Raw genomic sequence first — 25,177 nt, 5'->3', positions numbered from 1 at the left:
TCTCAAGGCCGGGCCCCTAGAGGGCTTCGTCGTCGTACCCGTCCGCCCGGTCGGGCGCCGCGGATTCGACCGGAACGACCGGCGCGGCCAAGCCCTCGTCCCCCGTCCCGGCCGACTCGTAGAGCTCGAACCAGATGCTCTTGCCCCGGCCCCGCGGGTCGACTCCCCAGGTGTCGGCGAGGAGCTCGATCAGCATCAGGCCGCGGCCCGAGGAGGCCAGTTCGCCGGGGCGGCGCCGATGGGGGAGGTCGTCCCCCGCGTCGGTGACCTCCACCCGCAGCCGCCGGCCGTCCGCACCGGCCACCTCGGCGAGCAGCAGCGCGTCGGCGTCGGTGTGGACGAGGACGTTCGTGACCATCTCGGAGACCAGCAGGACCGCCGAGTCGACCTGCTCCGCCGAGGCCCAGTCGTGCAGCAGCTCCCGCAGGTGCTGGCGGGCCTCGGCGATCCGCTCGGGTTCGTCCTGCGCCACCGACAGCAGCGTGCGCCGCACCGCGGGCCGCGCCGTCCCGGTGTCGACGCAGTCGTGGCCCTCCCCGGCCCGGCACAGCAGCACCAGGGCGATGTCGTCCTCGCGGCGGTCCGCCAGCGGCCCGGTGGTGTGGTGCGACGACGGACCGTGCACCGCCTGCACGAGTGCGTCGGCCAGCGTCTCCGCATCACCGTCGTGGTCCTCCAGGACCGCCCGGAGCCGCCGCCAGCCGCTCGCCATGTCGTGGCCGCCGGTCTCGATCAGGCCGTCGGTGCAGAGCATCATCGTCTCGCCGGGTTCCAGCGCGAAACGGGTCGTCGGGTAGTCCGCGTCCGGATCGATGCCCAGCGGCAGCCCGCCCACCGTCGGCCGCATCATCACCGTGCCGTCGGCCATCCGGATCGCCGGGTCCGGGTGCCCGGCGCGGGCGATCTCCAGCATTCCGGTCGCCGGGTCGGCCTCCACGTACACGCAGGTCGCGAAGCGGAGGTCGGCCAGGTTCTCGTCCCGGGAGTCGTGCGTGATGCCGTGCAGGAAACGGGAGGCGCGGGAGAGGACGGCGTCCGGACGGTGCCCCTCCGAGGCGTACGCGCGCAGGGCGATCCGCAGCTGGCCCATCAGCCCCGCCGCCCGTACGTCGTGCCCCTGCACATCCCCGATGACCAGCGCGAAACGGCCCGAGGGCAGCGGGATCATGTCGTACCAGTCGCCGCCGACCTGCAGTCCGCCGCCGGTCGGGATGTAGCGGGCGGCCACTCGCATCCCGGGGATCTCCGGGCCCAGCGTCGGCAGCATGGAGCGCTGCAGGCCCTCGGTCAGCTCCCGCTCGGACTCCGCGGCGCCGGCCCGGGACAGCGCCTGCGCGAGCATCCGCGCCACCGTCGTCAGTACGGCGCGCTCGTCCGGGGTGAAGGCCACCGGATAGGTGAACGCCGCCATCCAGGCGCCCATCGTGCGTCCGGCCACCGTCAGCGGCAGGAACGCCCAGGAGTGGCGGCCGAAGCGCTCGACGTAGGGCCAGATCGCCGGGTAGCGGCTCTCGTACTGCTCCGGCGAGGCCACGTACACGGCGCGTCCGGAGCGCACCACCTCCGCCGCCGGGTAGTCCGCGGCGAGCGGCATGTCGGAGAAGGGCCGGATGTCGCCCGGCTGGTGCCCGTGGTGGCCGATGATCGTCAGCCGGTCGCCCTCCACCCCGAACACCACGAGCCCGTCCGGGGAGAACCCCGGCATCGACAGGGCGCCCGCCACCCGCAGCACCTCGGCCGTGGAGCGCGCCTCCGCCAGCGCCCGGCCGGCGTCCAGCAGGAACGCCTCCCGCGAGCGCCGCCAGTCCCCGGTGACCGTGCTGCGCCCGGCCGCCGTGCCGGGGGTCGGCTCGGTCACCTCCTGGAGGGTGCCGATGAGCTCGTACGCCCGCCGTTCGGGGTCGAAGGACGGCTTGGAGCGGCTGCGGACGACCCGCAGGACGTTCCCCCGCGGGTCCATGATCCGGATGCGCACCTCGGCGAGGGTGCCCTCGGCCGCCGCGAGCTGGACCACACCGGTGATCTCGTTCCAGTCGACCGGGTGCAGCCGGGCCCGGGTCTGGGCCTCGGTGAGGGTGGCGGACTCGGGAGGCAGGCCGAGCAGCCGCGCCGCCTCCGCGTCCACGCTGACCAGGCCGGTGGCGGTGTCCCAGTGCCACAGACCGGTCGCGAGGGCGGCGAGGACGTCGCCCACGGACGGCAGGGGCTCGCCAGTGCGCATTGACCCACTTTAAGAAGATCCGATCGATAGATGCCACCGTGGGCCGCCGATGCCCGCCGCCGGGGGCCGGCACCGGCCCCGGTACCGCGGACCCGTGGGCCGTAATGGTGGGGAGCCGATCTTGGGGTGCCCGGTACCCTTGACGGGTCCGGGCCCCGTGCCCGTTCCCGCCGGTCCGCGAGGCCGGCAGGAGAGAACCCCACCACGAAGGACGATGAACGACGATGCATCGGTACAGGTCCCACACCTGCGGCCAGCTCCGCGCCTCTGACGTCGGCACCGACGTCCGGCTGAGTGGCTGGCTGCACAATCGGCGCGACCTGGGCGGCATCCTCTTCATCGATCTGCGCGACCACTACGGCATCACCCAGTTGGTCGCCCGCCCCGGCACCCCGGCGTACGAGGCCCTGGACAAGATGTCCAAGGAGTCCACGGTCCGCGTCGACGGCCAGGTTGTTTCACGTGGAACCGAGAACGTGAACTCCGACCTGCCCACGGGTGAGATCGAGGTCGAGGTCGCCGAGGTCGAGCTGCTCGGCGCGGCCGCCCCGCTGCCCTTCACGATCAACGCCGAGGACGGGGTCAACGAGGAGCGGCGCCTGGAGTACCGCTTCCTGGACCTGCGCCGCGAGCGCATGCACCGCAACATCATGCTGCGCACGGCCGTGATCTCCGCGATCCGCCACAAGATGGTCGCCATGGGCTTCAACGAGATGGCGACGCCGATCCTGTCCGCCACCTCGCCCGAGGGCGCCCGCGACTACGTGGTCCCCTCCCGTGTGCACCCGGGCAAGTTCTACGCGCTGCCGCAGGCCCCGCAGCAGTTCAAGCAGCTGCTGATGATCTCCGGCTTCGACCGCTACTTCCAGATCGCGCCCTGCTTCCGCGACGAGGACGCCCGCGCCGACCGCTCGCCGGGCGAGTTCTACCAGCTCGACGTGGAGATGTCCTTCGTCGAGCAGGAGGACGTCTTCCAGCCCATCGAGAAGCTCATGACGGAGCTCTTCGAGGAGTTCGGCGGCGGCCGCCACGTCACCTCTCCCTTCCCGCGTATCCCGTTCCGCGAGGCGATGGCGAAGTACGGCTCCGACAAGCCGGACCTGCGCGCCAAGCTGGAGCTGGTGGACATCACCGATGTCTTCGAGGGCTCGGAGTTCAAGGCGTTCGCGGGCAAGCACGTGCGTGCCCTGCCGGTGCCGGACGTCTCCGCGCAGCCCCGCAAGTTCTTCGACCAGCTCGGTGAGTTCGCCGTCGAGCAGGGCGCCAAGGGCCTGGCCTGGGTGCGTGTGGCCGAGGACGGCACGCTCTCCGGCCCGATCGCGAAGTTCCTCACCGAGGCGAACGTCGCCGAGCTGACCAAGCGCCTCTCCCTGGCCCCCGGCCACGCCGTCTTCTTCGGCGCGGGCGAGTACGACGAGGTCTCCAAGATCATGGGTGCCGTCCGGGTGGAGGCCGCCAAGCGCGCCGGCCACTTCGAGGAGGGCGTCTTCCGCTTCTGCTGGATCGTCGACTTCCCGATGTACGAGAAGGACGAGGAGACCGGCGGGATCGACTTCTCCCACAACCCGTTCTCGATGCCGCAGGGCGGCCTGGAGGCCCTGGAGACCCAGGACCCGCTGGACATCCTCGGCTGGCAGTACGACATCGTCTGCAACGGCGTCGAGCTGTCCTCCGGCGCGATCCGGAACCACGAGCCGGACATCATGCTGAAGGCCTTCGAGATCGCGGGCTACGACCGCGAGACCGTCGAGGAGAAGTTCGCGGGCATGCTCCGCGCCTTCCGCTTCGGCGCCCCGCCGCACGGCGGCATCGCCCCCGGCGTGGACCGCATCGTCATGCTCCTCGCGGACGAGCCCAACATCCGCGAGACGATCTCCTTCCCGCTCAACGGCAACGCCCAGGACCTGATGATGGGCGCCCCGACCGAGCTGGACGAGTCCCGCCTGCGCGAGCTGCACCTGGACATCCGCAAGCCGCAGCCGAAGTAGCGGCGGGCCGGTCGACGGCGAGCAGAACGGGAAGGGCCCGGAACCGGGATCGGTTCCGGGCCCTTCCCGTCGCATCCGCGCTCAGGACAGGGACTTGTAGCCGCCCCAGCCCGTCGCGATCTTCGTGCGGGCGCCGAAGGAGCCCTTGCCGTCGCCGTTGTTGCGGTACAGGTTCCCGCCGGTGTCGCGGGAGACCAGGTCCGCCCTCCCGTCGTCGGTGATGTCGCCGACGCCGACGACCGCGTTGTACGAGCCGCCCCAGGCGGTGAACAGCTTCACGCGTGCCGCGAAGGTGCCGTTGCCCCTGCCGTCGTACCGGTAGAGGGTGTTCGCCTTGTCCTGGGCGAGGAGGTCGCCGATGCCGTCGCCGTTCAGGTCGCCGGCGCCGATGACCTTCTTGTAGCCCCTCCAGTCGTCGTACAGCTTCACGCGGGCCGCGAACTTGCCGGTGCTCGTGCCCTTGTGGAGGTGGACGGTGCCGGTGGAGGCGGTGCGGGTGACCAGGTCCGGGCGCCCGTCGCCGCTCACGTCACCGGGCGAGGTCAGCAGGTCGTACTGGGTCCAGCCGCTGCTCGCGAGGGTGGTGTACGACGTCTTCGGGGTGACCGCCTTGCCGCAGCCCGGCTTGTACAGGCGCAGGGCGCCGCTGCTCAGCCGGACGAGGACGTCGTTGCAGCGGTCGCCGCTGAGGTCGCCGAAGGGGATCGCCCGGACGCTCGTGGCCCAGCCGCTGCCGCTGATCTTGCTGTTGAACTTCCCGGTGCCGGTGCCGACCTGGAAGGTGAGGCCGCCCGAGGAGTTCAGGGTGAGCAGGTCGCCCCGGCCGTCCGGACCGTCCAGGCTGCCGAAGTCGTGGCGCACGGCCGACCCGTGGCCGAGGAAGCCCGTGCCCGAGGCGGCCGTCGCCGGTCCGCTCGTGCCGATTCCGGTCGCCTTGAGGGACCAGGTGTACGCGCCGTTCGGGAACGGGGTGCCGTCCGCCGCCTTGCCGTTCCAGCTCACCGACACCCGGGCCCGGGTCGCCCCGCCGGTGAAGGTGCGGGTGGCCTTGCCGGCCGGGCCGCTCTGCACCGAGGTGAACGACAGGGACCAGGACGTGACCGGGCGGGACAGCAGCACCTGCGTCCAGTACGGCGTCGAGCCCGGCTGCACGTAGCTCTCCGTCTCGGTCTCGAAGGACGTCACGGCCGACGGCGCGACGCCGGTGGTGGCGAGGTGCGTCCGCTCGTACGGGTCGGTCCAGGCGACCAGGCCCGTGTACTCGTCCACGGTCCACTTGAAGCGGCGGTCCGCGGCGAGACCGGTGTCGGCGACCTCGCCGGCGAGCACCCGGACGGCGCCGGTGGCCGCGTCCGTCAGCACCAGGGTGTCGGCGTCGTGGTCGTGGCGGACCGTGAAGCCGTCGCCGAGCAGCACGTCACCGCCGGTCACGGCGCGAGAGGTGGCGGCCTTGGTGTCGTACACACCGGCGGAGCCGTTGCCGCACGCCCAGTACACCCAGCGGCCCGCCGCCTGCAGCTCGCTCGGCACACAGCCGAGACCGGGCACGGTGACCGTGGCCAGGGCGCGGTGCTCGGTCAGGCTGTACGAGGAGAGCTTGCCGGTGGTGGCGGCGCTCCACAGGGTCGAGCCGTTCAGCGCGGCGGCGCGCACCGACCGCTTCAGCTGCTGGCCCTGCCCGAACTCGCCGACGTACTGCGCCGGGGAGGCGCCGCCGGAGTTGTAGACCGCGTAGTCGTCGGAGACGTCGACGATCGTGCCGCCCTCGGTGCGGAACTCCAGGGTGCGGTCGGACGAGCCGTCGTTCATCGCGACCAGCCGGTCCGCGTCGCCGAGCCCGGTGCCGCCGTCGTCGCCGTCGTAGAACGTGGTGAGGAAGACGTCGTCCGGCTCGTCGCCGGTGTTGCCCCAGAGCGTCGAGCAGTCGGCGCCCGCGTACGGGCAGACCGGAGCGATCCGGTCCCCGGCCTGCGGCGCGGAGGCGGTCAGCGCGGTACCACCGTTCGTGGCGAGCGTGCGCAGCGAGGTGGTGTCCATGGTGCTCTTCGGGTCGTCCTCGGCGATGCGCAGACTGCCCCGGCTGAGCGCGAGACCCGTCTTGGCGTTCTCCACGGCCGGGACCTGCGTCAGCTTCTCCAGGGCGATCGTGCCGTCCGCGGCCTGGGTGGCCCGCCGGACCCACCAGTCGCCGGCCTCGGTGCCGCCGGTGACGAGGGCGGAGCCGCCGGCGGCGCGGACCAGGTACTTGCCCGCCTCGGCGAGCAGGGTCTGCGAGGTGCCGTCGTGCAGGGAGACGGCGGTCAGCTCACTGGTGCCGGTACCGGTGTGGCGCGGCAGCAGCAGCCGGTCGCCGACGAGGACCGGGGCGCCGTCGAGCACGGCACCGGGCGACGGCAGGTCGATCACCTGCTCGTCCGCGCCCGGGTCGGTGCGCGGCTTGAGGTGCAGGTCGCCGGAGCCGGGCTCGTACCAGCCGAACCGGTCGTCGCCCAGCACGGTGACCGGACGGGAGCCCGAACCGGAGAACGCCTTGGTGGCGACGGCCGTGTCGAGATCGAGGTAGTACAGGTCCGTGGCGACCCGGAACAGCACGCCGTGCGCGTCCGCCGCGGTGATCATGCCCGAGGTGACCCTTGTGTCGGCCGGGGTGACGGCCCGGGACCGCCAGGCGCCGTCCACGCGGTCGTACAGCGCCTTCTCGGTGACCACGGTCCGCCCGGCGAGCCCCCGGTAGGGCTGGTCGGAGGTGAACTCCGACGTGGTCCGGGTCGCCGGGTCCCACAGGGCCACGGACCCGGCCGACGGCAGGGCGACCAGGTCGCCGTCGGTGCCGTACCAGGCCGTCGGGCAGAGGGTCGAGCCCAGAGTCGCGCAGCTGCCGCCGGGCGCGGGTGTGTACACGCCGTCGGCGGTGCGGACGGTGACGGTGGTGCCGTCGGTGTAGTCCGTCCACAGGAACCCGGTGATCCCGCTCTGCCGGTGCAGGAAGCCGCTCGGCCCGGCGACCAGCGGCTGGTCGCTGCGCGGCTGCGTGGAGGCGGGGTCGGTCAGCGTGATCTCGGTGGTACCGGCCGCCGGGGCGGCCGGATCGGCCGAGGCGCCGCTCTCCGGGAGAACGGCGACGGATACGGCCGCCACGGCGACCGCGAACGAGGAGACGGCCGCGGCTATGCCGCGCCGTCTCGGGGCGTGTCTGCCCACGTGCGATTCCCTCCCCGCGAGGGCCCCCGCCCTCGCCAAGTGAGCGGACTTTACCAGTCCTTTGAACGCTCTTGGTCCGGCAGGGGAGCCCGGGAGGGACGCGGGTGCGGGCTCTCAGTCGTCGGTGCCGGGCTCGGGCTCCTCGTCCCAACTGGCACCGTCCTCCAGCAGCCGCTCGGCGATGTCGTCCGACCAGTGCTGGGCCCAGGCACGCAGGTCCGCGATGTCCGGTTCCGTCAGGCCGTACCGCAGGAACTCCCGGTCCGCGTAGAAGTCCGTGCCGGTCAGCCGGGACTGCAGGGTGGACAGGTCGAAGGGGTCGTGGGCGTGCCGACGGCCCAGTTCCTCCAGGCCGGGCAGGGAGAAGCGGGTGGCGGCGGCACGGGCGTCGATGAGGTCGACGGCGGCGCCCCGGTCGTACAGCGCGCGGATCTTCGTGCCCACGGCGTCCTCGACGGAGAGGGCCGGGCCGTGGCCGGTGAGCTCCGGCGGCTGCCAGAAGGCCTCCTTGTGCAGCGCGAGGGCACAGGATTCGCCGGTGGGCGGGTCGGTGACGGTCAGCTGGGCGGTGCGCACGCCCGCCGGACCGGGACGCACCTGCCGGCCCCTGGCCTCCAGCGCCGCGCCGACGGCACCGGCGATCCGGTCCAGGGCCTCGGGACTCTCCGTGGCGAAGTCGAGGTTGGCGTGCGGGCGATGCAGCAGACCGTGCGCCTGGAGGGCGTGTCCACCGGCGAGCACCAGCCCGTAGGGGCCGCCCGCCGTGACGACGTCCGCGAGGAGCCGACGGTGAGGTTCGGAGAGGTTCACGGCATGCGTACTCTGCCAGAAAAAAATCTCCGCTCGCTGTCACACCGGGCCCGCCGGCGGTGTCAGAGGGGTGTTCGCCCATCGGAAACCGACCCCCGCAGGAGCCTCTCATGCATGTCGCCGCCGTCGTCGTGACCCTGGTAGCCGCCCTCATGGCGGGTTTCTCCGGGACCGTGCTGCTGATGCGGGCCCAGTGGATCGTGAAGGCGCTCGAGGACTACCGGGTGCCGAAGTCGTGGTGGACGTGGCTGGGGCTGGCCAAGGCCGCCGGCGCCGCGGGGCTGGTGGCCGGGCTGTTCGTCCCGGTCGTCGGAGTCCTGGCCGGGGTCTGCCTGGTGGCCTACTTCGCCGGGGCGGCGATCACCGTGGCGCGGGCGCGGTGGTACGCGCACATCCCGTTCCCGCTCGTCTACGCCGCACCGGTGGTCGGGGCGCTCGTGCTCGGGCACGCGGCCTGAACGGGCCGGCCGCGGAAACGCGCGTGCTCGCCGCGCCGGCGTCGGCCGGCGGGCGAGCACGTCACGTCGTCGGGGGTCAGCCTTCCTCGCCGCCGAAGCGCTCCTTGTACGTCGCCAGGTCCTCCTCGGTGAGCTTGGCGAACAGCACCGGCGGGACCGTGAACGGGGTGCCGGCCGGAACCGCGGCCAGGGACTTCGCCTCGTCGGCGGTGACCCAGGTCGCGGTGTCGTCCGTCAGCGCGAAGGCGCCGCGCATCGCCGCCGAGGTGGCCGGGATGAACGGCTCGGAGACCACCGCGTAGAGGTGGATCAGGTTCATGGCGGTGCGCAGGGTGAGGGCCGCGCCGTCCTTGTCGGTCTTGATCTCCAGCCAGGGGGCCTTCTCCTCCAGGTAGGAGTTGCCGGCCGACCACAGGGCACGCAGGGCGGCGGCCGCCTTGCGGAACTGGAGGGACTCCATGTGCGACTCGTACTCGGCGAGGAGCTTCGCGATCTCCTCGCCCAGCTTCGCCTCCGCCTCGCCCGGTGCGCCGCCCGCCGGGACGTCGTCGCCGAAGCGCTTGCGGGAGAAGGACAGCACCCGGTTGACGAAGTTGCCGAGGGTGTCGGCCAGGTCCTTGTTCACCGTGGCGGTGAAGTGCTCCCAGGTGAAGGACGAGTCGTCCGACTCCGGGGCGTTGGCGATCAGGAAGTACCGCCAGTAGTCCGCGGGCAGGATGTCCAGGGCCTGGTCGGTGAAGACGCCCCGCTTCTGCGAGGTGGAGAACTTGCCGCCGTAGTACGTCAGCCAGTTGAAGGCCTTGACGTAGTCGACCTTCTTCCACGGCTCGCGCACGCCCAGCTCGGTGGCCGGGAACATCACGGTGTGGAAGGGGACGTTGTCCTTGGCCATGAACTCCGTGTAGCGGACGTCGGTGTCGACGTCGTACCACCACGACTTCCAGTCGCGGTTCTCCGGGTCCTGGTCCGCCCACTCCTTCGTCGCGCCGATGTACTCGATCGGGGCGTCGAACCAGACGTAGAAGACCTTGCCCTCGGCCGCCAGCTCCGGCCAGGTGTCCGCCGGGACCGGGACGCCCCAGTCCAGGTCACGGGTGATCGCCCGGTCGTGCAGGCCCTCGTTCAGCCACTTGCGGGCGATGGAGGAGGCGAGCTGCGGCCAGTCGTCCTCGTGCCGGGCCACCCACGCCTCGACCTCGTGCTGCAGCTTCGACTGGAGCAGGAAGAGGTGCTTGGTCTCGCGGACCTCCAGGTCGGTGGAGCCGGAGATCGCCGAGCGCGGGTTGATCAGGTCGGTGGGGTCCAGGACGCGGGTGCAGTTCTCGCACTGGTCGCCGCGGGCCTTGTCGTAGCCGCAGTGCGGGCAGGTGCCCTCGACGTAGCGGTCCGGCAGGAAGCGGCCGTCGGCCGGGCTGTACACCTGGCGGATCGCCCGCTCCTCGATGAAGCCGTTCTCGTTGAGGCGGCGGGCGAAGTGCTGGGTGATGTCCCGGTTCTCCGCGGAGGAGCTGCGGCCGAAGTAGTCGAAGGCCAGCGCGAAGCCGTCGTAGACCGCCTTCTGCGCGTCGTGCGCCTGGGCGCAGAACTCGTCCACCGGCAGGCCCCGCTCCTTGGCGGCCAGCTCGGCCGGGGTGCCGTGCTCGTCGGTGGCGCAGATGTACAGCACGTCGTGGCCGCGCTGGCGCAGATAGCGGGAGTACACGTCCGCCGGGAGCATGGACCCCACCATGTTGCCCAGGTGCTTGATCCCGTTGATGTACGGAAGGGCGCTGGTGATGAGGTGTCGAGCCATCGCGGGCTGCTCCCAGGTCGGGTTGTTTTACGAACCTTGAAATGGTAGCCGAGACGGGTGGGCCGCCCGCTTCCCGTTTTGCAGGGTGGGAAGGGGCGGCCCGGTGACCGTCAGCCGGTGCGGCCGTGCGTCACGGACGCCAGTCGGCGAGTACGCCCTCGTAGAGCTCCCCGTCGGTGAGCTCGCGGGGGGTGGGGCCGGCGTGGAAGAAGGACGTGTTGCCGGTCTTCAGCCTGCGGAGGTAGTCGAAGGCCTTGTTGTCGTGCTCACCGAAGGCGACGAAGGAGAAGAACACGGTGGGGTGCTTCTCCGCGGCCTCGGTGAGGGACTGGGTGGCCGGGGTCTTGGCGTCCGGGGCGCCGTCGGTCTGGAAGACGACGAGGGCGGGGGTGCCGGGGGCCTCGTTCTTCTCGTAGTGGGCGAGTACGGCCTCGACGGCGGCGTGGTAGCTGGTACGGCCCATGCGGCCGAGGCCGGCGTGGGTGTCGTCGATCTTCGTCTCGTGGCCGGGGGTGAGGGTGAGGTCGGTGGTGCCGTCCACCTCCGTGGAGAAGAAGACGACGTGGACCGTGGACGCGGGGTCCAGGTGGGCGGCGAGGGCGAGGGTCTGGTCGGCGAGGGCCTGGGCCGAGCCGTCCTTGTAGTACGGGCGCATGCTCGCCGAGCGGTCCAGCACGAGGTAGAGCTTCGCTCGGGTGCCGGTGAGGTCGGTCTTCTTGAGGGTGGTGGTGGCGGCCTTGTAGGCGGTGGCCAGGGCGGGGGCGGTGGACCTGACCTTGGCGAGGGGGGTGGCGGTCACCTGCGGTGCGGGGGTCGGTGCCTGAGCTGATGCCGGTGCCGGTGCCGGTGCCGGGGTCGGTGCCGGGGTCGCCTCGGCTTCGCCTTCGGCGTCCGTGTTCCCACCCGCACCACCCGTGCGGCTCTCGTCGTCGGCCGCGGGTGCCTCCTGCGGGGCGACCTCGCCGTCGGCGGCCGCCGGCTCCGGGGTCTCCTCGCCAGCGTTCGCCTTCGGCTCCGCCTTGGCCGCTGCCTTCTCCTCGGCGGCCTTCGCCTCTGCCGCGGCCTTGGCTGCCGCCTTCTCCTCGGCGGCCTTCGCCTCTGCCGCGGCCTTGGCCTCCGCCTTGGCCTTCGCTTCCGCCGCCGCCTGAGCGGCCTTCGCCTCTGCTTCGGCCTTGGCCGCCTCGGCGGCCTTCGCGTCCGCTTCGGCCTTGGCTGCCGCCTTCTCCTCGGCGGCCTTTGCCTCGGCCGCGGCCTTGGCCTCCGCCTCGGCCTTGGCCTTTGCTTCAGCCTCAGCCGCGGCTTCCGCCTTCGCCTTCTTCTCTGCCTCCGCCTTCGCCTGGGCTTCCGCCTCAGCCTCGGCCTTGGCCTTCGCGTCAGCCGCAGCCGCAGCCGCAGCCGCAGCCGCAGCCTCGGCCTCTGTGTCCGCCTCCGGCGCAGCCGTCTCCGCGTCCGTCGGGTCCGTCGGGTCCGACGGGCGGGGGACCTTGATGTTGTTGAAGGCCGCCGTCACGAGGTCGTGCTCGCTGTCCGTGGCCTGGCGGGGCTCGGGGATCTCGGGGGTTTCCGGTGCCGCCGGGGCGGGTTCCGGCTTCTTCGGGGCCGGTGCCGGGGCCGTCGCCTCGGCCTCGGGTGTGGCGGACTCGGTGTGCTCCGCGGCCGGGCTCTCCGTGGCCGGGGGCTGCGTGGGAAGTCGCTCCGCACCCTCCGCCTCGGTGGCTCGTGCCTTGCGTGAGCGGCCGAATGCGTTCCGCAGGAGAGTGAGAATGCCCATGTTCGCAACCCTTCGCGTGAGTTGAACCGTCGATCGCTGGCCACGACGGACACGTAAGGTTAGCGAAGCGCTCAGTGGGGGGACGCGATCGACCTTGCCGCCGCGACTTCCTGCCGCAGAGGCTCCAGGACACTGCCGGCGGGGCCGGTGAGATCCGTGCGGACGGCGACCAGTGTCTCCGCGTTCCGAACGCCTTTCGAAAGCTCCCGCAGTTGCAGGGTGACCTGGGCGATCTCGCCCGTGGACGGCGCCGCGGCCCCGTGCCGGACGCGGACGCGGGCCGCCGTCGTCGCGTCCACGATCCGTTCGACGGCGACGACCAGGGGCCACCACGCGGCGGCGCGCCGCCCGGTCGGCGGGGGCTCGGTCAGGGCCCGCTGGAACTCGGTGCGGATGACGGACAGGTCCCGGTAGAGGCGGCGGCGCATCCGGGCCCGGGCGGCCGGCTCGGTGTCCGTGCCGAACGCCCCCTCCACGTAGGCCGCCGTGTCCGCGACCGCGTCCGCGAGCCGGTCGCCGACGCGGGTGTGCCAGCTCTCCGGCCACAGGAGGTAGCCGGCGACGAGCGCGATGGCGCAGCCGAGGAGCGAGTCGGCGAGCCTCGGGAGCAGCAGGGCCGTTCCCTGGTGGTTGAGGATGTCGGAGAGCAGCAGGATCGCCGGGGTGATGGCGGCCGTCTGGTAGCCGTAACCGCGCGGGGTCAGCGCCGGGATCAGCGGCGCCAGGACGAGCATGACCGCGACGTCGCCCCAGCCCTCGGGCACCGCCGCCAGGACGACCGCCGCGACGACCAGGCCGGCCACCGTGCCGACGGCGCGCAGCAGGGCGCGGGAGAAGACCGAGCCGAAGTCCGGCTTGAGGACGAAGGTGATGGTGAGGGCGACCCAGTAGGAGCGGGCGACGGGGACCAGGGAGACGAGGGACTGCGCGATGCCGATGCACAGCGCGAGGCGCAGGCCGTAGCGCCAGGAGTTCGCCGACAGGACGACGTTGCGGGCGGCGCGGGCCGTGCGGATGCCGAGGGCGGCGGGGCGGCCGAGGCGGTCGTCGATGCCGCGGGGGTCGACGTCGGGCGCGGCCACGACGTCGGCCGCGTGGCGCAGGGCGTGGTCCACCGCCCGGCCGGTCTCGGTGGTCGGGACCGGGAGGTCGAGGGCTGCCGGGCCGGTGTGGCCCGTCTCGACGGCGTGGGCCAGGTGGTGCAGCGCCCGCGCGGTCTCCGGCGGGAGGGGCCGGCCCGCCAGGTGCGCCGCGGGAGCCGCCTCGATCACCGGGGTGATCGCGTTCAACTGGGCCAGCATCCGGGTCAGTTCGGGGCTGCGGCCGTGATGGCGGGCGCGCCGGGCCAGGATCAGGTCGTAGGACTGGTTGAGGGACTGGGTGACGGTGCGGCGGGCCTCGTCGTACTCCTCGGTGCGGTCCGTGCCGGAGACGGCGAGGAGGTCCGCGGCCGTGCGGTAGGTGTCGGCGACCGCCGCCCGTTCGGGCACGCCCGAGCGCAACGGCCAGGCCAGCAGGGCGAGCAGCAGGACCAGGAGGCCGCCGCCGGTCATCAGGACCGGGGCCAGCCACCAGGGGGAGGGCAGCGGGAGGCCGGCGCCCACCACGCAGTTCAGCAGGAGCAGCAGGCCGGAGACCGAGGCGACCGCGCCGATCGTCGAGATCATGCCGGACACCAGGGCGACCGCGGTGACGACGGCCACCGCGTACCAGCCGTGCCCGTACACCAGCGTGCCCAGGGTGACGCCCACCGCGCCGAAGAGCTGCGGTACGGCGATGTTGAGGATGCGCATGCGGTAGGCGTCGGCGGTGTCGCCGATGACGCCGGACAGGGCGCCCATGGAGGCGAGGGCGCCGTACTCCGGGCGGCCGGCGGCGAGGCCGGCCGCGAGGGGGAGGGCCATGGCGAGTGCGGCGCGGGCGACGGCGGCGCGGTTGACGGGGGCCTGCTGGGGTTGGAGGTTCCGGACCAGCCAGTCGGGAGGGGTGAGGCCGATCGGGAACTCTCGGGACATGCACACATTATGGCGACCGCGTCCCGGTGGGCGGGGGCGCCGCGGCTCATCGACGCTGGTGGAGCGTGAGATCGACGACGAGGGCGCGGTGGTCGGTGCCGGTGACGCGCAGGAAGCGGGCGCCGGTCGCGGCGAAGTCCCGGGAGATCAGGACGTGGTCGATCTGGGCGCCGATGACGGAGGCGGTGCGCGAGGGCCAGCTGGGTGTGCGGTCGTGGCCGTCGAGGCGGGCCGCGTCGCCCAGGCCGGTGTCCAGGATGCGGCGGAAGGCCGCGTGGTCCTGGGAGGCGTTGAAGTCGCCGGCGAGGACGGTGGGGAGGTCCGTGCCGGTGGCCGCGAAGGCGCGGAGCCTGCCGAGTTCGCCGCGCCACCGGCCGAGCTGCCGCGGCGACGGGGGCATGGGGTGGGCGAGCTGGAGGCGTACGGCGTGACCGCGCACGTCGGCGACGGCGCCGGGCATGCCCATGGTGCCCTCGACGCCGGCGGCCGGGGTGAGCGGGAAGCGGCTGAGGATCAGCGAGCCGTGGGAGCCGGCCGCGCGCACCGCCCGCCGGTACGGGTAGGTGTCCGCGAACGCGGCCTCCAGCGTGGCCTGGCACCGGTACGCGCACTCCTGCACGAACACCACGTCCGGCCGCCGGTCGCGGATGACCGGGACGAGCGCGGGGGTGCCGCGCCCGAACTCGACGTTCGAGGTGAGCACGCGGAACGCGGCGAGGGGCGGTCCGGCGGGTTCGGCGGTGCGGCCGTACGGCTCCAGGTACCAGGCGAACAGGCCGAGGACGGCGATCCCCCAGACCAGGCCCGTCCACCAGCGCGCGAGCAGCGCGCAGAGCAGGGCGAAGCCGGTGGGCAGCAGCAGCCAGGGCAGGAAGGCGAGGAGCTGGGGCACGGGCGTGACGCCGTCCGTGTCGGCCACGCGGCAGCCGACGACCGCGCTCACGCCGGCCAGCAGCAGTCCGGCGCACCAGGCGCCGGGCCTGCGTCCGGGGCGTCGGGTCACGACGGTGAGCCTACGATCACCCGTCCAGGCGCGCCAGGAAGTCCCCGAGGACCCGGTTGAACTCCTCGGGCCGCTCCAGATTGGGCAGGTGGGCGGCGCCCTCGACGACGTGCAGGACGGAGTCGGGCAGGGCGGCGTGCATGGCCTCGGCGTCGGAGACGGGGGTGTAGGTGTCGTCGGCGCCGACCACGACCAGCGCGGGCACGCGCACCCCGGTCAGCAGGTCCCGGTAGTCCGGGCGTTCGGCGCGGCCGCGCAGGGCGGCCGCCGCACCCTCGGGCGGGGTGGCCGCCATCATGCGGTGCACATGGGCCTTGACGTCGGGGTGCGCGTAGGGCGCGACCATCTTCTCCAGGACCTCGTCGGCGTAGCCGCGCATGCCCTCGGCCAGCAGCCGCTCGGCCGTCGCCGCGCGGTTCCGCCTGCCCTCGGGGGTCTCCGCGTCGGGGAAGGTGTCGGCGAGGACCAGGCCGCGGATCCGGTCGCCGAAGCGGGCGTGGCACTCCATGGCGATCTGGCCGCCCATGGACAGCCCGGCGAGGACGAAGGTGTCCACGCGCAGCAGGTCCAGCAGGTCGGCGAGGTCCTGGGCGTGGCGGGAGAGCGGGACCGTGCCGGGGGTCACCGGGGAGGCGCCGTAGCCGCGCAGGTCGGGGGCGATCACCCGGCGGCCGGTGGCGAACTCCGCGAGCTGCGGGTCCCACATCGTGCGGTCGAAGGGGTGACCGTGGACGAGGACGAGGGGTACCCGGTTCGTCACGCCGGGGTCTTTGTCCTCGTACGCGAGGAAGGGAGGCATGTGATCGACCCTAGGTGCCTCAACTGCTCGGTGCAATAAGATCTTTGCTCTCGGTGCAATCGCCGGCACCGGTACGGACAGGGGGACGTGTGGACGACTACCGGCGCATCGCCGACCGGATCGCCGAGGAGATCACCGGTGGACGGCTGCGGCCCGGCCAACGACTGCCGCCGCAGCGCGCGTTCGCCCGCCGGCACGGGATGGCGCCCTCCACGGCGGGACGGGTGTACGCCGAACTCGTGCGCCGGGGCCTGGTGGTGGGCGAGGTGGGCCGCGGCACGTTCGTGCGGGCCACCGAGCCGGACGGCCAGCCGGGACGTGCCCTGGCCGAGGCGGCCGGTGCCGCGCCCGTGAACCTGGAGCTCAACTACCCGGGCGCCGAGGGCCAGACGGAGCTGCTGGCCGCGGCCCTCGCGCCGCTGCTGCGGCCGGACGCGCTGGGGCAGGCGCTGCGGCCGGCCGCCGCCGCGGGCACCCCGGCGGCCCGCGAGGCGGTGGCCTCCCTGCTCGCCCAGGCGGGCCTGCGGTCGGCCGCCGCGCGGATCCTGTTCACCGGCAACGCCCGGCAGGCGATCGCCGCGACCCTCGCCTCGCTGGTGCGGCCGGGCGGCCGGGTGGGGGTGGAGGCGCTGACGTATCCGCTGGTCAAGGAGATCGCGGGGCGGCTGGGCATCACTCTCGTGCCGCTCGCCGTGGACGCGGAGGGGCCGCTGCCCGAGTCCGTCGCGACGGCCCACCGCGGCGCCCCGCTGTCCGCGCTCTACCTCCAGCCGACCCTGCACAACCCGACCTCGCTGACCACGAGCCCCGGCCGGCTCGCCCAACTGGCCGACACCGTCCACAGGTTGGGGATACCGGTGGTCGAGGACCGGATCTGGTCCTTCCTGCATCCGGGCGGCGCGACCCCGCTCGCCTCGCTCGCGCCGGATCTCGTCCATCTCGTCGACGGGCTGTCCAAGCGGGTCGCGCCGGGGCTGACCGTCGGTTTCGTCGTCGTACCCGAGGGGCGCGCCGGGGCGGTGGCGCGTGCCGTGCGGTCCGGCGGGTGGAGCGCGGGCGGGTTCGCGCTGGAGGCGGCCGTGCGGTGGATCGCGGACGGGACCGTGGACCGACTGGTGGCGGCCAGGCGGCAGGACGCCCGGCGCCGGCAGCGGCTGGTCGCCCGGGAGCTGGCCGGGTTCGCCGTCCGGTCCGATCCGGCGGCCTATTTCGCCTGGTGGGAGCTGCCCACCCGGTGGCGGGCGGACACGTTCACGGCCGCCGCGCTGGCCCACGGGATCGCCGTCACGCCCGGTACGGCGTTCTCGGTCGACCCCGGCCGTACGCCGGACGCGGTCAGACTCGGGCTCGCGTCGGCGTCCGAGCCGGAGCTGACGCGGGCGCTGGCGACTCTGGCCGGCGTCGCGCGGCGCGGGCCGGAAGGAGGTACCGGGTGAGCCAGGCGGTGAGGGCCACGGCCAGGCCGAGCCCGAGCAACAGCCAGGCGACCGTGCGCAGGGTCCCGGTGAGGGCGTCGTAGACCGCGCCGGCGGCCGGGTGCGGCACGTCGGGCGGCAGGTCCGCGAGGGTCAGGCTGCGGCCTACGGCGAGGGCCGCGGCGAGCAGGCCACCGCCCAGGGCCGTGCCCAGCGCGGTCGCGGTGACGGCCCGGCGGCGGTGGACGGCCAGGCCGATGCCGCACACGGCGAACGCCACGGCCGCCACCGGCAGCCAGAAACCGGCGACCTCGAGCACGTGGAACCCCTTCCGCAGCGTGGACAGTTCACCCGCGGGCAGCACGGCGACCGCGGTGTGCTCCACCGGGATGCGCTGGGCGAGCGGTACGTGGTCATGGGTGAGCTGTCGCTTCACCTGGGCGGTGACGGGTGCGAGGTCCACGGTGACATCGCGTTCGTCCCCCTCGCGCAGGGCGCGCAGCACCGCGTCGTGGGTGACCCGGTTGCCGGTGTCCCAGGCGAGCCGGAACGCCTGCGTCTGGGTGAAGGAGCGCACCGCGTCGCGGACGAACGGGCGGACCGAGCCGCGCACCGGGCGGACGTCCAGGTGCTCGTCCACCGCGCGCAGGATGCCGTCCCCGACCGTGTCCGCGACTGCCTCCCGCACGTCCGGGTCGGCGGCGAGCGGGGCCATCGCGGTGACGTACCGGCCCGTGTCGGCGAGCGCGTACGACGCCCACGCCGCCAGCGCGCCGAACGGCACGAGGAGGCAGGACAGGGTGATCAGTACGGCCGACAGGGCGCTCCGGAGGCGTGGGGGCACACGTCCAGGCAAGGCCCCGGGAGGTCCGCCCGCGAGCGGGAGGACTGCGTTCGGGCGGACCTCGGCGGCGAACGGGTGTCATCGGGTTTCGCCCGGGGTTCGTACGGCGACCGGCCCGGGGGCTTCCGCTCTCCGGTGGAGGGTTCCCCCGAACGGGTGTTTCCTGGTGCTGGTGGGACGGGTGGTGATACAGGGGAGTGCGTGGGCCCCGGCCGGAATCCGGCCGGGGCCCACGCGCGTGCGTCGGGTTCAGCGGATGCGGTTGCCCGCCGCGTCCTCGTGCGTGTAGTAGCGGTAGAACATCACCACGAACGTGGGCACGGCGAACGCGAGGCCCAGACCCGCGGACCCCAGGATGGAGTGGCCGTGGTTGCTCAGGCTGTACAGGAAGCCGACCGCGATGCCCGTGAAGGCCGCCCACAGGAACGCGTGCACCTCGCGCCGCATGCGCGGCGCGAACGTCTCCAGGGCCCGGAAGACGGCGAAGAACACGAAGCCGGTCACGAAGCCGAACAGCACGTTCATGCCGGTGATGGGACCGCCGTAGCGGACGTTGGCCGCGGCCCAGTAGCCGTAGATCAGGCCGAGGACCGCGGGCAGCAGCCACCTCGCCATCTCGTGCGTCCGCTCGCTGAACACATTGGGTGGCCGGTACCCGATGGCCGGGACCTGCCCGCCGGGCGCGGGTGCCGCATGAGCCATGAGAGCGCTCCTCTCTCTCCTCGCCCCCGGTCTCCAATGCACACCTGGGGGCGCGGCCTGGCAAGTCGGCCAGGCGGGTGACGGGTGCCCGGATGCGACCGGATGTCTCCCGTGTTTGTCTGAAGGACATGGAGAGCTGCCCGCCGTGACGCGGATGGAGTACGGACGGCGGCGGCGCCAGCTGCTGCGGGTACGCGGCCGGAGCATCGCCTGGGTGGTGCCGCTGCTGCTGCTCATCGGCATCGTGCTTCTCGACTTCAACACGGGCGAACAGTTCCGGATCATCTCCTGGATCGTCCTGGTCCCCGGCATCGCCGCCGCGATCTGCGGGGTGTGGACGACGGCCGCCTTCAGCCTGGTGTCGGTCGTGACGTACGTCGGCGTCGACGACGCCTGGCCCGACCAGTACAAGGCCGGTCTCCCCGACTTCCTGCTGGTCGCCCTCGGCGGCCTGCTGGCCACCCTCGCCAGCGCCGTGCGGGTGCGCCGCGAGAAGCAGATCCTGCACATCCAGGACATCGCCGAGACCACCCGCCGCACCGTGCTGCGCCCGCTGCCACCGCGCTGGGCGGGCCTGGAGCACGCGGGCGTCTACCTGGCCGCCGACGTCGACGCACGGGTCGGCGGCGACTTCTACGACATCCAGCCCGGCCCGCACGGCACCCGGGTCCTCGTCGGCGACGTGCAGGGCAAGGGCCTCGGCGCGGTGGAGACCGCCGCCGCGCTGCTCGGCACCTTCCGCGAGGCCGGCTACTACGAGCAGGACCTCACCGTCGTCGCCGCCCGGCTGGAGAACCGGATGGTCCGGCACCGCTCCCACACCGCCGCGCTCGGCCGCGGCGACCGCGACCGCTTCGCCACGGCCGTGCTGATCGGCTTCCACGACGACGTCCGGGACGCGGTCGAGGTCGTCAACTTCGGCCACGAACCCCCGCTCGCCGTCGGCCCGCGCGGGGTCCGCGAGCTGCCCAGCGGTGACGGGGTCCCGCTCGGCCTCGGCGACCTCACGGGCCGTCTGCCGCCACTGCACCGGGTGCCGCTCGCCGCCGACGAGACCCTGCTGCTGGTCACCGACGGGGTGACCGAGGCCCGCGACGAATCCGGCCTCTTCTATCCGCTGGCCCGCGAGGTCGACCGCGCGGTGACCGCCGACCCGCACCGCGCCGAACCCGGGCGCCTGGTCCGCAGGGTCCGCGACGGGGTGCTGCGGCACAGCCGCGGCCGACTGGAGGACGACACCACGGTGTTCGCGGTGCGGCGGCTGCCGGAACCGGCGGGGGAAGCCCCCGAACGGGGACGTTCACCGACCTGAGGCGCACGTTTGCGGCAGCAGCGACTACGGTGCTGGCTGGAGAGCGCATCCGAGGAACCACGGGGTCCGCGGATCACAGGTCTACAGGGGGAGGGCCGATGCCCGGAACCGTGCTGCTGCTCGCGGCCTCGCCACTGGGCCGGGGCCGGCTGGTGGACGCGGCCGCCGTGCTGCCGGTGCTGGCCGCCGTCGCCCCGTCCGTGCTGTCCGGCACCGACACCGCCAACGTGGTGGAACTCGCCGACCCGCTGGAGCCGCAGGCCGTGCTGACCCGGCTGCGGGCCGCCGCGGCCGCCCCCGGCCCGCTCACCGTGTACCTCACCGGCCAGCTCCAGCTGGACAAGCGGCAGCGTCTGCCGCATCTGGCGCTCGCCCGCACCACCCCGGCCACCGTCCGCTACACCGCGCTGCCCTGGCACTGGATCCGCGAGGAGCTGCGGTTGCGTTCGGCGGCGCAGACCGCGCTCGTCCTCGATCTGCACGCGGACGCCGAGGCCTGGCGGTTCGTCGCCGAGCGCGGACTGGACTCGGGTCCGACCACCACCGTTCACGGTCGCATCGCCCCGGCGCGGGCGTCCGGCCGCCGGGGTCCGGCCGAGCCGGCGTACATGAAGGCGGTGGCGACGCTGCTGCGCAGCGGGCACCGGCCGCCGCTGCCCGAGCTGCACGAGCGGGCGATGGCGCGGATCGCCGAGTCGAGCGCGGGCCGGGACCTGGTCCTGGCGAGCCCCGGGGGGCCGGCCGCCGGGCCCCCGTACCGGCCCGAGCGCCCCCGTCCTGCCGTGCCCGGTGGGGTCCCCTCTCAGCAGGCGGTGGATCCGCACGCCGCCATCAGCGCCGCCGTGCAGGCCGGGCGGCACACCGAGGCCGACGCGCTCGCCGCGCACCACGAGCAGGCGGCCGTACGGGCGCGGGGGGCGGCCTCCGAGGACGCCCTGCACTGGATGGAGGTGCGGGCGGACCTCGCGATGTTCGCCGGGGACGCGGCGCGCAGCTGCCGGGCCTGGCTGGGGGTCGCCGAGGTGCGCCTCGCCGCCGGGCAGGCCGCGGACGGCGGCGCGGTGGAGGCGGCCGTCGACCGCGCGCACCACCAGTGGACCCGTATCGGGGACACGGCGCGGGCCCGTGAACTCGGGCCCGTGCTCGCGGAGTTGAGACGGCGGGTGCCGGGGCGCCGCAGCGGCGCGCTGGAGAACGTCCAGCGGCAGCTGCGGCAGCTCCAGGCCCAGTAGGCCTCAGCCGGTGAAGGTGAAGTACTTCCAGGCGCCGTGCGTCGTGGAGTTCACGGTGTCACCGGAGGAGCCGTTGATGTACGACGAGCGGACCCGGAAGCGCCAGCCGACGTCCTGGCCGTGGTTTCCGGTGATCTGCACCCGGGAGACCCCGTCGGCGCGCACCGCGAAGTAGTCCGGCTCGCCCGGGTACCACTTGCCCTGGTAGTACACCTCGAACTCGAACTTCTGCTTGCGGCCCTTGTAGTACGACATCTTCGTCGTGATCAGCGGGTCCTTGGACTTGTGGAAGAAGTAGTACGTGTGGTTCCACGTGTACTTCGCCTTGTAGTGGTTGCTCACCGAGGTGGACACGCTCACCTTGGCGCCGACCGTGCTCGCCGCCGTGGCGGCCTTGTACCGGGAGTCGCCGGCGAACTTCGCGGTGACCTTGGTGTCCCGCTTCAGGTCCAGGGTGACCGACAGGTTGCCGTGCGAGTCGACCTTGCCGGACTTCATCCGCTTGTTCGGCTTGTCGCCGCCGAACGGGTCGGCCCAGATCTCCACCGTGCGGTTCTTCCAGGTCTTCCCGAGGTGGGCCGTGAACTTGACGTCCTTGCCGTACGAGTAGACCTTGCCGTCGTTGTTCACGGTGAGGGTCGGCCTGGCGCGCGAGACGTCCACGGAGTCGGAGCCGGAGCCCGCCGCGTGGTCGGCGTCGCCCGCGTAGGCCACCGTGTACTTCACCTTGCCGCCGGCCGGCGGGGTGTCGGTGAAGGAGAAGGTGCCGTCCGCCTTGGCGGTGACCGAGGGAAGCGTCTTGCCCTTCGGGGAGTCCAGGTCGGTACGGGTGACGGTCAGTTTCGTGCCGGCGGCGAAGGCCGGCTTGGAGGTGACCCTGCCCTTCACGGTGAGCTTCTTGGCGCGGGTGGCGCTGGTGGGGGCGTCGACCTTGACGGTCGTGGCCGCCTTGGTGGGCGCGTCGAGGACGCGCAGGCGGTGGACGCCGTCGTAGTTGTGCGACACCGCGAACAGGCGGGAGCCGTCGGGCGCCCAGGCGAGGGAGCCGTCGGCGAGCAGGTCGGCGTTGCCGCCCGTGGTGGTGGACGGGAAGTCGTACTCGCGCACCGAGGTGTGCGAGCCCGGCTTGAAGACGTACACGTCGGGCTCGTACGCGCCGTCGATGCCCGCCGCGACCGAGCCGTCCGGGGCGATGTCCACCGCGTTCGGGTAGGCGTTGGTCGGGTACTGGCCGTCGGCCGTCAGGTCCGAGGTCCGGTAGACGGCCTGGTAGTAGGGCGAGCCGCTGGCCACCACGACGTCCTTGCCGTCGGGCGTGACGGCGAGCTCCCGCATGTTGCCGCCCGCCACGTCGGTGTGGGCGGTGCGGGTGAGGGTGCCCGACGAGGTGTCGTACACGGCCAGTTCGGCCGGGCTCTGCACGGCCATGCCCGCGACGAGCACGCCCTGGGCGCCGTCCACCATCGGTGCGGAGAACCACGGGCTCTGCGCGTCCAGCGCCAGGGACACCTTGTGCTCGGGGTCGGCGAGGTCGATCGAGCCGATGTTGCCGCCCGACTCGGCGGTGCCGTAGCCGAACCACAGCTTGCCGTCCGTCAGCGTCAGGGAGACGGGGTTGGGGCCCACGGACCAGCGGGCGGTCTCGGCCCCGGTGGCCGTGTCGAAGGCGACGATCGCGCCGCTCCTGAGCACGGCCGCGTACACGGTGTTCGAGTCGGCCGACAGTTCGAGGTCGGTGACCCCCGGCAGCGAGGTCAGCTGCTGGACGACCGTGCCGGTCCAGTCGGTGACGACGATCTTGCCGTTGTCCGGGTCGCTGACGAAGACCTTCTTGTGGGTCCCGTCGGCCACGAGGTCGCCGGTCGACTTGACCGGCAGGATCCTGCTGGTGTCCGCGAAGGCCGGAGTGGCGGTCAGGGCCGCCGAGCTGAAGAGGACCGCCAGGGTGGTGGCGGCGGTGAGGGTGCGCATACGCACGCTGATTCGAACCCCCCGGAACGAATGGTGAAAGGGCGCCTGAGCACGGCTGTTGTGCGAGTCCCCGGTGAGCCGTGTGGCGGATGGGTGAAGACTAGGCCGCGAACTCTAGGTCATGCCACTGACAAAAAAGCGAGCGCCCCCGACACCAGGGTCCGGACACCGGGGGCGACCGTGGACAGATCGGGTGCGAAGTGCGGACTGTGGTTGCTCGGCACCGCCGCCAGCTTCTCCGGCAGCGTCTCGCCGGGCGCCTGCTCCCACACCTCGGCCGGGGTGGTCGTCACGAACCAGTACGCGTACGGGATCGCTCCGAGCGCCAGCTGCGGGAAGTCCTCGCTGCCCATCGCCGGGCCCGGGTCGAACACCGTGCCCGCGCCGAACACCTCGCCGTGCACGGCGGCCACCGCGGCGTCGGCGCCGGCGTCGTTGACGGTCATCGGGAAGGTGCTGCCGACGGTCACCTCGGGCTCACGGGGGCAGCCCGACGCCAGGCACTCGCCGAGCGCCATGCGCCGGACGGCGGCCAGCATCCGCTGCCGGACCGGCTCGGACTGGGTGCGCAGGTTCAGCGCGATGCGCGCCTCGGCGGGAATGATGTTGTGCCGGCTGCCCGCCTCGATGCGGCCCACGGTCAGCACGGCGGACTCGCCCGCGGCGATCTCCCGGGAGACCACCGTCTGCAGCCGGGTGACCAGGTGCGCGGCGGTCACCACCGGGTCCACGGTCGCCTCCGGCCGGGAGCCGTGGCCGCCGCGGCCGTGCACCACGATGTCCACGTCCGTGGAGGCCGACATGATCAGCCCCGGCACGTGCGGGTACAGGCCCGCCGGCCCCGGCGCCGCGTGCTGGCCGAGCAGCGTGTCCGGGCGGCCGAACCGCTCGTACAGCCCGTCGGCGACCATCCGGGCCGCGCCCTGCCCGGTCTCCTCCGCGGGCTGGCCGACGACCAGCAGGGTGCCGTTCCAGGCGTCCCGCCCGGCGGCCAGCGCCTCGGCGGCCCCGGTGAGCCAGGTGACGTGCAGATCGTGCCCGCAGGCGTGCATCACCCCGGCCGCGGTGGAGGCGTACGGCAGCCCGGTGGCCTCCTGCACCGGCAGCGCGTCCATGTCGGCCCGCAGCAGCACCGTCGGCCCGTCCCCGTTGCGCAGCCGGCCCACGACCCCGGTGCCGCCGACGCCCTCGGCGGTCTCGAACCCGGCGCCGCGCAGCCGTCCGGCCAGCTTCCCGGCGGTGCGGTGCTCGTGCAGGGACAGCTCGGGGTGGCGGTGCAGATCGCGGTAGAGGTCCTCCAGGTCCGCCACCGGGAGGCCGGCCGTCAGGTCGAGGGCGGCGCGGGCCGCGGTCGAGGTCACGGCAGCAGCCTAGGGGCGGCCGGCCCGCCGCGGGGAGTGCTCAGGGGTGGACGTGCTGGACGGCCGCGGGCGCCGGTGCGGGGGCGGTGTCCGTCGCGCGGGCGGGCCCGGCGTTCGCCGCGAGGATGAGGGCCGCCGCGGCGATCACGGCCGCCGCGACCGCCCGGGCGGCGGGAGTGCCGCCGTTCATCCGCAGCCGTGCGGGGGTCAGTTCGGGGGTGGGGCGTCCGTAGGGTGCGGATGTACGTCCGGGCACGGCGACCTCGCAACACGACAGCGGTG

The 25,177-nt window shown here is 73.2% G+C and carries 18 protein-coding genes; 5 read left to right on the top strand and 13 right to left on the bottom strand.

Annotated features, from left to right (window positions below):
- Positions 1–16: 16 nt before the first annotated feature.
- Positions 17–2,221, bottom strand: coding sequence for a SpoIIE family protein phosphatase (locus ACF08B_RS07285; protein ID WP_392316475.1), 2,205 nt, complete (start codon positions 2,219–2,221; stop codon positions 17–19).
- Positions 2,222–2,445: 224 nt separating this feature from the next.
- Here ACF08B_RS07285 and aspS point away from each other — a divergent pair, with 224 nt between their 5' ends.
- On the top strand, positions 2,446–4,209 hold the full coding sequence (gene aspS, locus ACF08B_RS07280; protein WP_392316474.1) for an aspartate--tRNA ligase: 1,764 nt from the start codon (positions 2,446–2,448) through the stop codon (positions 4,207–4,209).
- An 81-nt stretch (positions 4,210–4,290) separates the two neighbouring features.
- On the opposite strand, the gene ACF08B_RS07275 is transcribed toward aspS, so the two are convergent.
- Positions 4,291–7,410, bottom strand: a complete 3,120-nt coding sequence (locus ACF08B_RS07275) for an FG-GAP-like repeat-containing protein (RefSeq protein ID WP_392316473.1) — start codon at positions 7,408–7,410, stop codon at positions 4,291–4,293.
- 114 nt (positions 7,411–7,524) lie between these two features.
- On the bottom strand, positions 7,525–8,220 hold the full coding sequence (locus ACF08B_RS07270; RefSeq protein ID WP_392316472.1) for a nucleotidyl transferase AbiEii/AbiGii toxin family protein: 696 nt from the start codon (positions 8,218–8,220) through the stop codon (positions 7,525–7,527).
- A 110-nt stretch (positions 8,221–8,330) separates the two neighbouring features.
- Between ACF08B_RS07270 and ACF08B_RS07265 the strand changes: the two genes are divergently transcribed.
- Positions 8,331–8,678, top strand: a complete 348-nt coding sequence (locus ACF08B_RS07265; protein ID WP_392316471.1) for a DoxX family protein — start codon at positions 8,331–8,333, stop codon at positions 8,676–8,678.
- Between the two features lie 76 nt (positions 8,679–8,754).
- On the opposite strand, the gene metG is transcribed toward ACF08B_RS07265, so the two are convergent.
- The 5 genes from metG to ACF08B_RS07240 form a co-directional block, all read right to left on the bottom strand.
- Positions 8,755–10,470, bottom strand: coding sequence for a methionine--tRNA ligase (gene metG / locus ACF08B_RS07260; protein ID WP_392316470.1), 1,716 nt, complete (start codon positions 10,468–10,470; stop codon positions 8,755–8,757).
- A gap of 130 nt (positions 10,471–10,600) precedes the next feature.
- Positions 10,601–12,241 carry a VWA domain-containing protein gene (locus tag ACF08B_RS07255; protein WP_392316469.1) on the bottom strand — a complete coding sequence of 547 codons (1,641 nt, stop codon included), beginning with the start codon at positions 12,239–12,241 and terminating at the stop codon, positions 10,601–10,603.
- A gap of 71 nt (positions 12,242–12,312) precedes the next feature.
- Positions 12,313–14,256, bottom strand: coding sequence for an FUSC family protein (locus tag ACF08B_RS07250; RefSeq protein WP_392316468.1), 1,944 nt, complete (start codon positions 14,254–14,256; stop codon positions 12,313–12,315).
- A 46-nt stretch (positions 14,257–14,302) separates the two neighbouring features.
- A complete protein-coding gene (locus tag ACF08B_RS07245; protein ID WP_392316467.1) occupies positions 14,303–15,259 on the bottom strand; it encodes an endonuclease/exonuclease/phosphatase family protein in 957 nt (318 codons plus the stop codon).
- A 16-nt stretch (positions 15,260–15,275) separates the two neighbouring features.
- Positions 15,276–16,058: an alpha/beta fold hydrolase gene (locus tag ACF08B_RS07240; protein ID WP_392316466.1), complete on the bottom strand. Its 783-nt coding sequence runs from the start codon at positions 16,056–16,058 to the stop codon at positions 15,276–15,278.
- 89 nt (positions 16,059–16,147) lie between these two features.
- Here ACF08B_RS07240 and ACF08B_RS07235 point away from each other — a divergent pair, with 89 nt between their 5' ends.
- Positions 16,148–17,494, top strand: coding sequence for a PLP-dependent aminotransferase family protein (locus ACF08B_RS07235; protein WP_392316465.1), 1,347 nt, complete (start codon positions 16,148–16,150; stop codon positions 17,492–17,494).
- Here the strand turns inward: ACF08B_RS07235 and ACF08B_RS07230 are convergent.
- Both ACF08B_RS07230 and ACF08B_RS07225 read right to left on the bottom strand, forming a co-directional pair.
- Complete coding sequence (locus ACF08B_RS07230; RefSeq protein WP_392316464.1) at positions 17,394–18,317, bottom strand: hypothetical protein; 924 nt, start codon at positions 18,315–18,317, stop codon at positions 17,394–17,396. The genes ACF08B_RS07235 and ACF08B_RS07230 overlap by 101 nt on opposite strands.
- Before the next feature lie 249 nt (positions 18,318–18,566).
- Complete coding sequence (locus tag ACF08B_RS07225) at positions 18,567–19,019, bottom strand: hypothetical protein (protein ID WP_392316463.1); 453 nt, start codon at positions 19,017–19,019, stop codon at positions 18,567–18,569.
- A gap of 154 nt (positions 19,020–19,173) precedes the next feature.
- Here ACF08B_RS07225 and ACF08B_RS07220 point away from each other — a divergent pair, with 154 nt between their 5' ends.
- Entirely contained in the window at positions 19,174–20,331 is a 1,158-nt protein-coding gene (locus tag ACF08B_RS07220; protein ID WP_392316697.1) for a PP2C family protein-serine/threonine phosphatase, read from the top strand.
- A gap of 98 nt (positions 20,332–20,429) precedes the next feature.
- The gene (locus ACF08B_RS07215; protein ID WP_392316462.1) at positions 20,430–21,563 is read left to right on the top strand and encodes a hypothetical protein; all 1,134 of its coding nucleotides are present in this window, start codon (positions 20,430–20,432) and stop codon (positions 21,561–21,563) included.
- Positions 21,564–21,566: 3 nt separating this feature from the next.
- On the opposite strand, the gene ACF08B_RS07210 is transcribed toward ACF08B_RS07215, so the two are convergent.
- The 3 genes from ACF08B_RS07210 to ACF08B_RS07200 form a co-directional block, all read right to left on the bottom strand.
- Positions 21,567–23,534: a YncE family protein gene (locus ACF08B_RS07210; protein ID WP_392316461.1), complete on the bottom strand. Its 1,968-nt coding sequence runs from the start codon at positions 23,532–23,534 to the stop codon at positions 21,567–21,569.
- A 119-nt stretch (positions 23,535–23,653) separates the two neighbouring features.
- Positions 23,654–24,895, bottom strand: a complete 1,242-nt coding sequence (locus ACF08B_RS07205) for an amidohydrolase (RefSeq protein ID WP_392316460.1) — start codon at positions 24,893–24,895, stop codon at positions 23,654–23,656.
- Positions 24,896–24,935: 40 nt separating this feature from the next.
- Positions 24,936–25,151, bottom strand: a complete 216-nt coding sequence (locus ACF08B_RS07200) for a hypothetical protein (RefSeq protein ID WP_143050215.1) — start codon at positions 25,149–25,151, stop codon at positions 24,936–24,938.
- Between the last annotated feature and the right edge of the window lie 26 nt (positions 25,152–25,177).

The organism is Streptomyces sp. NPDC015139 (genome assembly GCF_043079785.1).
GTDB lineage: Bacteria > Actinomycetota > Actinomycetes > Streptomycetales > Streptomycetaceae > Streptomyces > Streptomyces albidocamelliae.
The sequence above is the reverse complement of the archived record's forward strand: the minus strand, read 5'-3'. Positions and strand labels throughout refer to the sequence as shown.